This window comes from Streptomyces sp. NPDC088252 (genome assembly GCF_044740965.1).
Lineage (GTDB): Bacteria > Actinomycetota > Actinomycetes > Streptomycetales > Streptomycetaceae > Streptomyces.
Genome location: NZ_JBIURS010000009.1, coordinates 39,598 through 51,714, shown reverse-complemented (window position 1 = coordinate 51,714; position 12,117 = coordinate 39,598). Strand labels below are relative to the sequence as shown.

Annotated in this window: 10 protein-coding genes and 2 pseudogenes; 7 read left to right on the top strand and 5 right to left on the bottom strand. The window is 72.6% G+C overall.

Annotated features, from left to right (window positions below; translation table 11 throughout):
• Positions 1 to 144: 144 nt before the first annotated feature.
• Positions 145 to 687 (bottom strand): annotated as a pseudogene (locus ACIOHC_RS19905) (hydrolase); the annotation flags it as partial.
• A 36-nt stretch (positions 688 to 723) separates the two neighbouring features.
• Between ACIOHC_RS19905 and ACIOHC_RS19900 the strand changes: the two are divergent.
• The 3 genes and pseudogenes from ACIOHC_RS19900 to ACIOHC_RS19890 all read left to right on the top strand — a co-directional run.
• A pseudogene (locus tag ACIOHC_RS19900) lies at positions 724 to 1,290 on the top strand (DUF4139 domain-containing protein); the annotation flags it as partial.
• A gap of 554 nt (positions 1,291 to 1,844) precedes the next feature.
• Complete coding sequence (locus tag ACIOHC_RS19895) at positions 1,845 to 2,570, top strand: DUF4139 domain-containing protein (protein WP_401843339.1); 726 nt, start codon at positions 1,845 to 1,847, stop codon at positions 2,568 to 2,570.
• An 8-nt stretch (positions 2,571 to 2,578) separates the two neighbouring features.
• Positions 2,579 to 4,141, top strand: a complete 1,563-nt coding sequence (locus ACIOHC_RS19890; protein WP_365694302.1) for a DUF4139 domain-containing protein — start codon at positions 2,579 to 2,581, stop codon at positions 4,139 to 4,141.
• Here ACIOHC_RS19890 and ACIOHC_RS19885 read toward each other — a convergent pair.
• Positions 4,128 to 5,060, bottom strand: a complete 933-nt coding sequence (locus ACIOHC_RS19885) for an oxidoreductase (RefSeq protein ID WP_351072850.1) — start codon at positions 5,058 to 5,060, stop codon at positions 4,128 to 4,130. The two genes, ACIOHC_RS19890 and ACIOHC_RS19885, sit on opposite strands and share 14 nt — an antisense overlap.
• Before the next feature lie 104 nt (positions 5,061 to 5,164).
• On the opposite strand from ACIOHC_RS19885, the gene ACIOHC_RS19880 reads away from it, so the two are divergent.
• The 4 genes from ACIOHC_RS19880 to lnt all read left to right on the top strand — a co-directional run bounded on the left by ACIOHC_RS19880 (position 5,165) and on the right by lnt (position 9,491).
• The gene (locus tag ACIOHC_RS19880) at positions 5,165 to 5,767 is read left to right on the top strand and encodes a TetR family transcriptional regulator (protein WP_351073213.1); all 603 of its coding nucleotides are present in this window, start codon (positions 5,165 to 5,167) and stop codon (positions 5,765 to 5,767) included.
• A 465-nt stretch (positions 5,768 to 6,232) separates the two neighbouring features.
• Complete coding sequence (locus ACIOHC_RS19875) at positions 6,233 to 7,096, top strand: universal stress protein (RefSeq protein ID WP_365694304.1); 864 nt, start codon at positions 6,233 to 6,235, stop codon at positions 7,094 to 7,096.
• Between the two features lie 67 nt (positions 7,097 to 7,163).
• Positions 7,164 to 7,661 (top strand): nuclear transport factor 2 family protein, encoded by a 498-nt coding sequence (locus tag ACIOHC_RS19870; RefSeq protein ID WP_351072854.1) that lies wholly within the window; start codon positions 7,164 to 7,166, stop codon positions 7,659 to 7,661.
• A gap of 99 nt (positions 7,662 to 7,760) precedes the next feature.
• A complete protein-coding gene (gene lnt / locus ACIOHC_RS19865) occupies positions 7,761 to 9,491 on the top strand; it encodes an apolipoprotein N-acyltransferase (RefSeq protein WP_351072856.1) in 1,731 nt (576 codons plus the stop codon).
• Here the strand turns inward: lnt and ACIOHC_RS19860 are convergent.
• The 3 genes from ACIOHC_RS19860 to ACIOHC_RS19850 all read right to left on the bottom strand — a co-directional run bounded on the left by ACIOHC_RS19860 (position 9,442) and on the right by ACIOHC_RS19850 (position 12,110).
• The gene (locus ACIOHC_RS19860) at positions 9,442 to 9,789 is read right to left on the bottom strand and encodes a hypothetical protein (RefSeq protein WP_351072858.1); all 348 of its coding nucleotides are present in this window, start codon (positions 9,787 to 9,789) and stop codon (positions 9,442 to 9,444) included. The two genes, lnt and ACIOHC_RS19860, sit on opposite strands and share 50 nt — an antisense overlap.
• A 126-nt stretch (positions 9,790 to 9,915) precedes the next feature.
• Positions 9,916 to 10,815: a Gfo/Idh/MocA family oxidoreductase gene (locus tag ACIOHC_RS19855; protein WP_351072860.1), complete on the bottom strand. Its 900-nt coding sequence runs from the start codon at positions 10,813 to 10,815 to the stop codon at positions 9,916 to 9,918.
• 83 nt (positions 10,816 to 10,898) lie between these two features.
• Positions 10,899 to 12,110 (bottom strand): FAD-dependent monooxygenase, encoded by a 1,212-nt coding sequence (locus tag ACIOHC_RS19850; RefSeq protein ID WP_351072862.1) that lies wholly within the window; start codon positions 12,108 to 12,110, stop codon positions 10,899 to 10,901.
• Between the last annotated feature and the right edge of the window lie 7 nt (positions 12,111 to 12,117).

Sequence of the window (12,117 nt, the reverse complement as noted above, 5' to 3'; positions counted from 1 at the left end):
CGTCGGCCGGAGCGGGTCCGCCCGGCGGGTGGAGGCGGTCGCCGGCCAGGGCGATCCCGCCCGGACGGGGAAGCGGCAGCAGACCGCTCCGGTGCCCGAGCCCGCCCGTGGCGCCGCGGGGTTCGCGCCTCAGCCCACACCGACCGCCGTGTCGTCGAGGACGAACGATGTCTGGAGCTTGCTCCCCTCGGTCCCTGTGACGGACTGGGAGACCGTGTCGGTGGTGGCGGTGCCGTTTCCGTCGAGCCACGCGTAGTACGAGCCGGTGCGCGGGGACTCACCGGAAGCGTTGGTGATGACTCCGCCGGTGGCGCTCCAGGAGGTGGCACCGGACTCGAAGCCGTTGTTGCGCAGCAGTTGGGCGGCGGTGCAGGGATCCGTACCACCACCGCCTCCCCCGCCGTCGCCGGTCGCGCCGGAGAGCCATGCGGTGGCATTGAGGGCGAGAGCCGCGTTGGTGGCGCTGGCGTCGTTCCAGCCGTCGTAGAGGGTGTTGCCCGCCTGGCCGGTGCCGTCGTCGATGGGTGAGCTGTCGCCCCAGAAGGCGACGCGGCCGTTGCCGAAGGTACTGGTCGCGAAGAAGGCGCCGGTGTTCCCGGAGTATCCGGTGCGGTAGAGCAGTCCCTTGACGGTGGAGTTGTCGGCCGGCTTGAGCGTCGCGGTGGTGCCGCTGGCGATGAGGCTCTCGAGGCCGAGCCGCTCGGTACGGGCGCGCCCGACGAGGTGCGGCGCGAGGTCGAACGGCTGGGCGACGAGTACGCGGCGGCGCAGGCACGCCGGGACCGGCAGCTGAATCCGATCGAGGAGGTCAGGGCTCTCCGCCCGGTCCCACCTGCCCGCAGGCGCGAGGACCCGCACCGCCGCACCCCGGTCGACGCGTGGCTGGAGCTCGCCGACTTCGTCGACGAGCGGCTGGCGGGACTGCACAAGCGCCTCGTCGAACTGGAGGAGGCACTGCGCGCTGTCGAGCACGAGCTCACCGTCGCCGCCGACAGGCTCGCCCGCGCCTCCACCGACGCACCGTCAGCACATGTGGAGACCACGGTCTGCGCGGCCCTGACCCTCGACGGCACCGGTGACGCGGAGGTGGAGCTGGAGCTGGAATACGCGGTGCCGGGCGCCGTCTGGGTACCGACCTACCGTCTCACTCACCGTCAGGGCGACGGCAGCGGCCGTCTGGTGCTGCGCGCCTCGGTCGCCCAGCGGACCGGCGAGGACTGGACGGGCGTGCGCATCGCCCTGGCCACCGCCGATCTTCGGCGCCGCACCGACCTGCCGAGGCTCCGCTCGATCCGGATCGGACGCAGTCAGCCCGCCCCCGCACCTTCCGGCTGGCGCGAGCCCCCGGCCGGGCTCGTCGGTCTGTTCTCCGGGTACGACGCGGCAGGCCCTCGCCCGGCCACGACCGCCGCACCCGTGGCTGTCGTGGCGGGCTCCGCGCCCACGGGTGCCGCGGGCGGCGGCTCGTCGTCCGGTCCCGTTCCGCCACCGCCGCCGGCGCCACAGGGCTACGGCGGCCCGCCGGCCGCAGTCCCGGTGCCCGGCGGCGCGGACGGCGCTTCCCCGGAAGTCTTCGGCGGCGGGATGCCCGCGCTCCCGCAACCAGCCGGGGCGCGACCGGGCGACAGGCCGCGCCCAGGCGGCAGGTCCTTCGCGGGTGCCAGCGCCGCCATGGCGCCCGCGGGGCCTGGCCTCGCTGCGCCGCCACCCCCTCCGGCACGGATGGCCGGTCCGCCGCGCGGCCGAGCGGCGCCGAGCTCGACTAGGCCGCCCTTGTCCTGTGCGGCCCCGACGAGCAGAGCGGTCGCAGAGGCCAGCTGTTTCCCGGCTCTCCCTTCGATCCGGTGGCGGCCGAGTACCGCCGCCGTGCCGAAGCGGTGCCCGCGCTGCCGCTGCCCGGACAGGCCGTGCGGCCCCGAGAGTCGGCGGGTTCCTTCGACCACCGCTTCGATGCCGCCGCCCGCGCCGACATTCCGTCGGACGGCACCTGGCACACCGTCACGGTCGGCGAGATCCCGGTCGGCCTGCGTACCGAGTACCTCTGCGTGCCGTCCGTGGAGCAGACCGTGTACGCGACGATGGTGCTCTCCAACTCCACCGACCAGGCACTGCTGGCCGGCCCGGTGGAGATCACCGCCGGCGACGGCTTCCTGCTGACCGCCGCACTGCCCACGCTCGCGCCCGGCGGTGTCAGCCGGGTCGGGCTCGGGCCGGCCGAAGGCATCCGGGTCACCCGCCGCACCAACCTGCACGAGTCGACGTCGGGCCTGCGCAACAACACCACCGTGCTCGACCACTGCGTCCACGTGGAGCTGGCCAACCGGCTCGCCGGGCCCGTCACCGTGGAAGTCCGCGAGCGGGTGCCGGTCACCTCCGAACCGGACGTCCGGATCGAGGAACGGGCCGACTGGACGGCACCCGAGGAAGGCACGGGACCCGATCGACATGCGCCGGGCACCCGCGTCCGGCGACTGGACCTGCCCGCAGGCACCACTGCCGCCTTCGACGGCGGCTACGAGATCCGTATCCCGGCCGGCAAGGCCCTGGTCGGCGGCAACCGCAGGAGCTGACACACGCCATGCCCACGGCCCCGAAGCCGATCGCCCTCCCCGTCACCGCCGTCACGTGCCTTGAGGATCGCGCCCGCGTCGAGCGCGCCGTCGTACTCGACCTGGAGGCCGGGGTCCAGCGGCTGCGTCTCGACCCGGTCAGTGCGCTGGCCGTCGACCGGACCCTCCATGCCGAGCTGACCGCCGATCATCTCGCGACCGTGCTCGACGTGCGGATCGTCCGCAGCTGGATGCCGCGCGGGCCGCTGCCGTCCGCCGACGACGACTCCGCCCTGCGCCACCGCGTACGCACCCTCGAAGAGGAGCGGCTTGCCCTGGGGCAGCGACGCGACCGGCTGCATGCCCGCCTCGACCTGCTCGGCCGCCTCGCCGCCGACGTGCTGCGGGAGATCGGCGAAGGCGCCGGCTCCGGGGGGAGCGAACGGCCCCGCTGGGCACGCGAACTGGACCGGGTGGACCACGAGCGTGACATGCACGGCGAGCGGCTCCGTGCCGTGGAGGCCCGGCTGGCCGCCCTCGCGGTCGAACTCGGGGAAGCCCGCCGGGCCATGGATCTCTCCGAGGAGGAGCCCGCCGAGCTGGTCGGCCACATCGAGTTGACGGTGAAGGCCGCGGTCGCCGGGCCCGTCGAGCTGCTCCTGAGCCATCTCACCCCGTGTGCGCTGTGGCGTCCCGCGTACCGGGCCGTGCTCGACGGGGACTTCCTGACCCTGGAGACCGACGCGATGGTCTGGCAGCGCACCGGGCAGGACTGGTCGGACGTACGGCTGACACTGTCGACGGCCCGCTCGGCGTCGGCGACCGATCCGCCACGGCTGGGCGAGGACCGGCTGACGCTCAAGGACCGCTCCGCGGCGGAGCGCCGCACGGTCGACGTCGAACTGCGCGAGGAGGAGATCGGGACCCTCGGCCCGGCCCCGGTGCTCGGCCTGCCGGGGGTGGACGACGGCGGCGAGACACGGGTGCTGAGATCCCCCGTGCCGGTCTCGGTGCCGGGTGACGGCCGCGCCCACCGAGTGCCGCTCTCCGCATTCACGACGGCCGCGCGCAGTGAGTACGCCTGCGCACCGGCCTTGTCCCCCTTGGCCACCCAGGTGGTGCGGTTCGGCACTCTGTCCGGCCACGCGCTGCTCGCCGGGCCCGTGGACCTGGTCCGCGGCAGCGGGTTCAGCGGCCGCGGCACGCTGGACTTCACTGCCCCGGGCGTCCCCGTCGAGCTGGCCTTCGGCAGCCGCGACGACTACAGGGTGGTCCGGCAGGCCGAGGAGTCCCGCGACTCCGCCGGTATCACCCACCGGACCGTGGTCACCCGTACGGTCCGGCTGCATCTGTCCCGGTTCTCCGCCCCCGGGGAGCACGGCGAGCGGATGGTCGTCCTCCGGGAGCGGATACCGGTCTCCGAGGTCTCGGCCGTGGAGATACGCCTGCACGAGGATTCGTGCTCCCCGGCCCCCGACGTGGTCGACGCCGAGGGCATCGCCCGCTGGGATGTCACCCTCCCACCCGGCGGCCGCCGCACGGTCACCCTGGTCTACGAGCTGTCGGCGAGCGCCAGAGTCACCGGGCTCTGAGTTCGAACCGCACGTCGGTCATTTCTTCCGACACCTCCCACAGACGACGGGCCGTCCCGGCATCGGCCGCCGCGGAGGACAGCCGCACCCGAGTCGGCGCGCCGCGCAGTTCGGCCGGACCGTCCGGCCCGATGAAGTCACCGCTCTCCGCGTTCGGATCGGTCGCCGCGTACAACTGCGGCAGCGCGCCCTGCGCCGGGGCCTGGGCGAAGAGCGGGCCGCCTATGCGGCCGAACACCACCCGCCACAGGGCGACGGCACCCTTCTGCAGGTTGGTGGCGGTGTAGCCGGGATGTGCGAGCACGCTGCGCACCGGGCTGCCGACCTCGGTCAGCCGCCGGTGGAGTTCCCTGCCGAACACGGCGTTCGCGAGCTTCGACTGATTGTAGAAGGCCATGGGTTTGTACCGGCGCTCACCGGCGAGGTCGTCGAAGTGGATGCGTCCCTGCCGGTGATTGATCGAACTCACCGTGACCACGCGCGGGTCGCGCCCGGCAGCCAGCAGGTCGAGCAGCAACCCGGTGAGCGCGAAGTGGCCGAGATGATTGCAGGCGAACTGCAGCTCGTGGCCCTGCGCGCTGGTCGACCGGGGCGGTGCCATCACGCCGGCGTTGTTGACGAGCACGTCCAGCCTCGAATGGTCGGCGTGCAACTGCTCCGCGAAGGTCCGGACCGAGTCGAGGTCGGCGAGGTCGAGGTGGCGGACCTCGAGGTCGGCGTCCGGTTGCTCGGCCGTGATCTCCGCGACCGCCCGGCGCCCCCTCTCCTCGTCACGTACCGCAAGGATCACGCACCCGCCCCGGCGGACGAGCGCCCGGGTGGTCGCCAGGCCGAGCCCGCTATTGGCCCCGGTGACGACGAACACCCGATCGGTCTGGTCCGGGATCTGCTCGGCAGTCCAGCTCTGCTGCTGTGTCATGCGGCACAGATTGCCTTCGGTGACACCAAGTGTCAATACGCTCCTTGGTGTCACGCAGGGCATGGCGTTACGATGATGCGGTGAGTTCCCGTCCTGAAGTGACCATGGCCCAGCGCAAACGTCAGCTCGTCTCGAACGAGTTGACCGAAGCGGCGCTGCAACTGCTGGCGCTGAAGGGCTTCGACGCGGTCACCATCGACGAGATCGTGACCGCCGCCGGCGTGTCCAAGCGGACGTTCTTCCGGTACTTCGCGTCCAAGGAGGACGTGGTCGTCCAGTTCCTGGCCGACATGGGCACCGGCATCCGGGCCGAGCTGGCGGCTCGCCCCGTCGAGGAGCGGCCCTCCGTGGCACTGCGGCACGCTGTCGCGCTCCCCATCGCCGCCTGCGCCGACCATTGCGACAGGGCACTGCGCGTGGTTCAGCTGATTCTGCGCACCCCCGCCCTGCTCGCACGCTTCCTGGAGCGCCAGGCACAGTGGCGCTCCGACCTGACGGCGGAGCTGACTCATCGTCCGGGGCCGGTCCCCGACACCGATCTGTACCCGCAGCTGGCCGCCGGAATGGCGCTGGCCGCCTTCGACGCCGTGCTGCAGCGGTGGAGCGACAGCGACGGCACCGAGGACCCGATGGAACTGATCGACCGGGCCTTCGCCGTGATCGCCCCGGCACTGGACGCCGCCCACATGACGGAGAAGACGGGTTGACCCCGGACCGGTGGGGGCGCGAACGAGTCGGCGTGGCCTTCTGACGCTCGGTCGCAAGCGCGATCCGGAGCCATCAGGGGCTCCACGTCTCGCGCCCGCGGCGCTGAAGGATCGTCGCGTCCGCTGCACACGCTGGGGCCTGCCCCGAGAAAAGGTCGAGGAGCGGCTGGTACGCACCGGGCGGCGGGAGCGCCCCCACCCTTCGCGGGGCGACGACCGCCCGCACCGGCGCCCGGCCGCAGCCGCGTAGGCGGTCGCGGTACGCCGAGCGGGGTACCGGATGCCGTCGCCGGACGCCCGACCGGCCGTACCTTACGTGGCATGCGGCCCCTACATGGCGTGCGACGGCCGTAAACCAGTGGTGGCATCCGTCCGGATTCCCGGCAGATGGGGCCGAAAGTCCCTGCCGCGCCACGTGAGCGCGTACCAGTGTGGGACATGTACCGCCGGAACCTGGAGGGAATCATGACCGCCAACGAGCTTCCCGTGATCGCAGCAGTCGACGGCTCGTCGCACAGCGGTGAGGCGCTCGACTGGGCCGCTCACGAAGCCGTCCGCCGGAGGCTCCCGCTGATGATCGTGCATGCCCGCACGCCGACCCGCCGCGCCGTCCCGGAAGCACAGCGGCGCGAGGCGGAGGAGTTGCTCACCCGGTCCGTGCGACGGGTGGCCGGGATCGCTCCCGATCTGCACCCGAGGACGCTCGCGCCGCTGGACTTTCCCGCGGCGGCGCTGACCTCGCTCAGCAACGAGGCCTCGCTGGTCGTCGTCGGCTCGCGCGGTCTGGGAGGCTTCCGGTCACTGATGCTCGGCTCCAACAGCCTGGCGATCGCCTCGATGGCCAGGTGCCCCGTCGTCGTCATCCACAGCGGACCGTCCGACGAGCACGAGGAGGAGTCGAAGGAGGCCTTCCCCGACATCGTCGCGGGCGTCGCCGCCGACGAGAGCAGTGAAGCAGTGCTGGAGTTCGCGTTCTCGACGGCCGCCTCCCGTCCCGGTGCGCGACTGCGGATCGTGCACGGCTGGACGATGTTCTCCTCGATGCTGTCGGGCGGACCCGTCTTCGACCGGGACGCGGCGGCAGGTGCGGCCGAACGGAGTCTCGCCGAAGTCACCGCGCGCTGGCGGGAGAGGTACCCGCAGGTCGAGGTCGTCAGGGAACCCGTCGGCGGCTCCGCCTCACGCACCCTGGTCACCGCCTCGGCCACCGCGGCACTGACCGTGATCGGGCGGCGCAAGGGCGGTGAGTCCCTCGGGCTCGGGCTCTCCCCGGTCGCGCAGACCACGCTCACGCACGCGCTCGGCCCGGTGGCGGTGGTGCCCTGCTGACGGCATCGCCCCCCGCCGTGCGTGCACGCCCCTTGGCCTCGCACGCCGGGGGGCGGACACTGGCCCGATGACGCAGCGCGTGGATCTCGCGACCGTGATGGACCGGTTGTCCATCGATGAAGTGATCAGCGGCTATGCGAGGGCGGTGGACGACGGTGCATGGGCGGACTACCGCGCCCTGTTCGCCGAGGACGGCCGTGCCGACTACCGCGGTGCGGGCGGTATCGAGGGGTCCGCGGCCGAGGTCGCCCGGTGGCTCGCGGAGACCATGCGGCTCTTCCCCGTACGCCAGCACCTGATCGTCAACCGTCTGGTCGCCCTCCCGGACCTGGACGGCTGTCCGGGCGACCGCGCCGAGGTGCGGGCCGACTACGTCAACCCGATGCGGCTGGAGAGCGCGGGAGGGGGCGGGGACGGCTCCGGGGCGCGGGCGGGCGCGCCGAACTTCGTCTCCGGCGGGCGGTACACCTTCACGCTGGCGCGTACGGGGAGCGGCTGGCGGATCCGTGCCGTCACCGTCCACGAGAGGTGGCGCGGTACCACCGACTCGCTCCTGCCGGGCTGATCCCGCCGTCGGGGCTTCCGCTCCCCGGCCCGGGGGAAGAACTGCGGAACGGGGAGCCAGGGGGGAGACTGCTGATCAGGCGGGACGAGGAGGCGCGGCATGCGAATTCCGGCCGGTCGGCGCGAGCAGTGGGAGCGGATACTGCGGTCCGGCCGGTGGCGAGGCTGTCTCGCACTGCTCGCCGGTGCGCTGCCCGCGCTCGCGTTCCCCGCGCCGTCCCTGTGGTGGCTCGCCCCGGTCGCACTGGTGCCGTGGCTGCTGCTGATCCGCTCCGCCGATACGGGACGCAGGGCGGCGCTCGACGGCTGGCTCGGCGGGATGGGCTACCTGCTCGCCGTGCACCAATGGCTGTTGCCGAGCCTCCATGTCTTCCTCGTGATCCTGGCGGCGCTGCTCGGTCTGCTGTGGGCGCCCTGGGGGCTGCTGGTCCTCCGGGTGCTGCGCGGGCCGGTGTCCGCCGCGAACGCGGCGACCGCGGTCGTCGTGGTGCCGTGCGGCTGGCTGATGATCGAACTGGTCCGTTCCTGGCAGGGTCTCGGCGGTCCCTGGGGGCTGCTCGGTGCCAGCCAGTGGGAGGTGACTCCGGCACTGCGGGTGGCGTCCGTCGGCGGAGTGTGGCTGGTGAGCCTTCTGCTGGTGGCGGTGAACACCGCGGTCGCCCTGCTGTTCGTGACCGCCGCCGCCCGTACGGTCGCCGTCGTAGGCCTCGCGGTGTGCGCCTTGGCCGTGGGGACGATGGCTCAGTGGGCGCCGCGGCCCGAGCAGTCGGGCGTGGCCAGGATCGCCGTCGTGCAGCCAGGAGTGATCACGGGTCCGCGGAGCGTCGAGCGCCGTCTGGCGGTCAGTGAGCGGCTGACCGGCTCTCTGGTGGGGCGCGATCTCGATCTGGTGGTGTGGGGCGAGAGCAGTGTCGGTGTGGACCTCTCCCGGCACCCGGACATCACTGCCCGGATCGCGGCCCTCTCGCGTCGGCTGGGCGCGGATGTGCTGGTCAACATGGACGCCCGGCACACCGGCGGGTCGAGGCGGACCGGGATCTTCAAGTCCGCCGTGCTGGTGGGCCCGGACGGGCTGACCGGGGACCGGTACGACAAGATGCGGCTGGTGCCGTTCGGTGAGTACGTCCCGGCCCGGTCGGTGCTCGGGTGGGTCACATCCCTGGGCAAGGCCGCGGGCGAGGACCGACTGCGGGGCACCCACCCGGTGACGATGTGGCTGCCCTCGGCGCTCGGCGGGAAGGGGCTGCGCATCGGTCCGCTGATCTGCTTCGAGTCCGCGTTCCCCGACATGAGCCGGCGGCTGACCCTGGACGGCGCTCAGGTGCTGATCGCCCAGTCGTCGACGTCGACGTTCCAGCACAGCTGGGCTCCCGCACAGCACGCCTCGCTCGGAGCGCTGCGTGCCGCCGAGAACGGCCGCCCGATGGTGCATGCCACGCTCACCGGCATCAGCGCGGTGTACGACCCGCAGGGGGCCCGGGTCGGTGAGCCGCTCGGTACGGACACGAGCGGCGCCGTCGTGTACGACGTACCGCTGGCGTCCGGTACGACGCTCTATGTGCGGCTGGGCGACTGGCCCGTGCAGGGGGCGGTGGCGGTGCTGGCCGTGTTCTGCGCCTTCGAGGGGGTGCGGTGGTTGCGCAGGCGTGACCGGGACGGACCGGCCGGGGAGAGGGCTGCGGCGGTTCCGGTGGAGTCCTCGGGCCCGATGGATTCCTCACGCTCAGGGACCGTCGGGCCGACCGCTTCGGCCCGGCCCGGACCGGGGACCGCCTCCCGCACTATCCCGGGCCGCGCACGGAGACGATGTGGCCCTGGGCGTCGACGGTGAGCGCGACACGCTCGACCCTGTTCGTCACGGCCAGCGCCAGCCACACGCCGCCCCAGAGAAAGCAGGTGAAGACCATGAGGACGGCGTGCAGCACATGGTTCAGCGGTCGGCCACGGACCATGACGACCTGGGTCTCGGAACGGGACTCCACACGCCAGCCGCTCGCGATCCGCTGATTGACCGCCCAGTCGAGGATCAGCGCGCGCTGCATCGCGTCGGGCGGCCGCCCGTCGGCCGAGTAGTAGCCGGGCGGCGGCTGGAGCGCTCCCCAGCCCTTTGGCTCGTCGTGGGGCCTCACGAGGTCACCTCCACGGGCCGGTGGTCCATCACCCCAGCCTGCATCGGGGTGGGGCCCGACGCATCCCGGGGGTCGGTGGCCCCGGGACGACGTCCGGTCAAAAGGCAGGCGGTGGTTCCTCCGGACTCAGGCAACGTCCAGGTCGCGCAGGATGCGCTCGCACAGCTCGTGGGTGCGCAGGGCGTCCTCGGCGCTGAGCACCTTTCCGGCTCGCACAGCTCCCAGGAAGGACAGCACGCTCTGCTCGATGCCGCGCTGCCGGGCCACGGACACCCAGTCGCCGCGCCGCCGTACGCTCGGCTGCCCCTTGTGGTCGATCACCTCGGCGAGGTTGACGACCTCTCGCTTGGAGTCCTGCCCCGAGACCTCCAGCCGCTCCTCGGTCGAGCCGCTGAGCCGGTTCATCATCCCGATGGCGGTGAATCCGTCGCCGGACAGCTGCAGCACGACATGGTGCATCAGCCCGTCGCGGATCCTGGCCTGCACAGCGGTGTGCTCGACCGGCCCCGGAACCAGGAAGCGCAGGGTGTCGACGACGTGGATGAAGTCGTCGAGCACCATGGTGCGGGGGTCCTCGGGCAGGCCCACCCGGTTCTTCTGCATGAGGATCAGCTCGCGCGGGTGTTCGGCACACTGCGCGTAGCCGGGCGCGACCCTGCGGTTGAAACCGACGGCCAGGCTCACCCCGCGCTCCTCTGCAAGACTCACCAGCCTTTCGGAATCGGCGAGTTCGTAGGCCAGCGGCTTGTCGACGTACGTGGCGACGCCCGCGTCCAGCAGCCGGGCCACGATCTCCGGGTGCACGGCCGTCGGCGCGTGGACGAAGGCGGCGTCCAGCCCCTGGTCGAGCAGCGATTCCAGATCGGTGTGGCACTGCCCGGACGGGATCCGGTGGGACTCGGCGACCTCGGTCAGGGTGGCGGGGGTACGGGTCTGCAGATGCAGTTCGACCCCGGGCCGAGTGGTCAGAACCGGCAGATACGCCTTCTTCGCGATGTCGCCGAGTCCGATGCAGCCGACCTTCACAGGGGTCTCCCTCTCACTGTCCGGCGCGGGCCCGTGCGGTGCCGCCGGACGAGGGTGCCCCGTAGAGCCCTTCGGACCGATGTCTACCGCGGTGACCTGTGCGCCTCCTTCGTCCGGGCAGCATACGTGTGCTGCGGCGGCCGCCAGTCCGCGATGCCGTCGAAGGTCCGCAGGACCAGCGTGGGCCCGAGCCGCGAAGCGACGGACATCAGCGCGTCGCGCAGCGCCACGGCCGGACCACTCGTCAGACACATCAGCCGCGCGGCCTGGGCCGCCTTGCGGACGACGGCGGATGTACGGGGCAGCCGGTCGGCGGTGTACGCCGCCAGACCCGCGCCGAGGTCCCCCTCGGGCGTCACATGGTGGGCGAGCACGATCGCGTCCTCGACGGCCTGGTTGCCGCCCTGTCCCAGGCTGGGTGCCATGGCATGCGCGGAGTCGCCGAGGAGGACGACGCGCCCGCGGTGGAAGGACGGCAGGGGGTCGATCAGTTGGTGCACGTCGTTGCGGAGCACCTGGCCGGGCTCGGCGGCGGCGATGATCGCGGGGATCGGGTCGTGCCAGCTGCCGAACCGCCGCATCAGCTCCGCCTTCTCGTCGTCGGCGGCACGGGCACCGGCGGGAGCCACAGCGGCCCCGTAGGCGTAGATCCGGCCGTCCTTGAGCGGCTGGGTGCCCCAGAGGGCGCCACGCCCCCAGGTCTCGTGCGGGGCGAAGGGCCGCTCGGGCGCGGGGACGACGATGCGCCAGGTGGTGAACCCGGCGTACGAGGGTCCGGGGTGGACCGGGAAGAGGGCTCCGCGCACGCCGGACCTGATGCCGTCGGCGCCGATCACGAGGTCGGCCTCGATGTCCCCGGACGCCGTTGTGACCACGGCCCGCGCCCCGTCCGCGACGCCCGGGTCCAGCAGTTCCGCGGCGGAGTCGGTACGGACGGCGGAGTCGGGCAGCCGGGCCACCAGGCGGTCGACGAGGGCGGCCCGGTGCAGCAGGACGAGCGGGCCACCGAACCGCGCGGTCGCGGCTGCGCTGTTCGTACGGGAGAGCCAGCGGCCGCTCGGGGTGCGCATGCCGCCCTCGCCCTGCCAGGCGGCGAGTGACCTGATCTCGTCGCCGAGACCGATGACGTCCAGGGCGCGCTGTGAATTGGGGGCGAGGGCGATACCGGCGCCGACGGGTTCCAGGGAGGCGGCGCGTTCCAGAACAGTGACCCGCCAGCCACACGCGTGGAGAGCCACCGCCGCGGTGAGTCCGCCTATTCCACTGCCGATCACGATGGCATGGGGATGGTCCATCGTTCCT

Excerpts from the sequence above, each read along its gene's own strand:
- lnt (WP_351072856.1), top strand. The coding sequence starts at position 7,761 with ATGCGAATTCCGGCCGGTCGGCGCGAGCAGTGGGAGCGGATACTGCGG.
- ACIOHC_RS19885 (WP_351072850.1), bottom strand. The coding sequence starts at position 5,060 with ATGACACAGCAGCAGAGCTGGACTGCCGAGCAGATCCCGGACCAGACC.
- ACIOHC_RS19850 (WP_351072862.1), bottom strand. The coding sequence starts at position 12,110 with ATGGACCATCCCCATGCCATCGTGATCGGCAGTGGAATAGGCGGACTC.
- ACIOHC_RS19870 (WP_351072854.1), top strand. The coding sequence starts at position 7,164 with ATGACGCAGCGCGTGGATCTCGCGACCGTGATGGACCGGTTGTCCATC.
- ACIOHC_RS19890 (WP_365694302.1), top strand. The coding sequence starts at position 2,579 with ATGCCCACGGCCCCGAAGCCGATCGCCCTCCCCGTCACCGCCGTCACG.
- ACIOHC_RS19875 (WP_365694304.1), top strand. The coding sequence starts at position 6,233 with ATGACCGCCAACGAGCTTCCCGTGATCGCAGCAGTCGACGGCTCGTCG.
- ACIOHC_RS19880 (WP_351073213.1), top strand. The coding sequence starts at position 5,165 with ATGGCCCAGCGCAAACGTCAGCTCGTCTCGAACGAGTTGACCGAAGCG.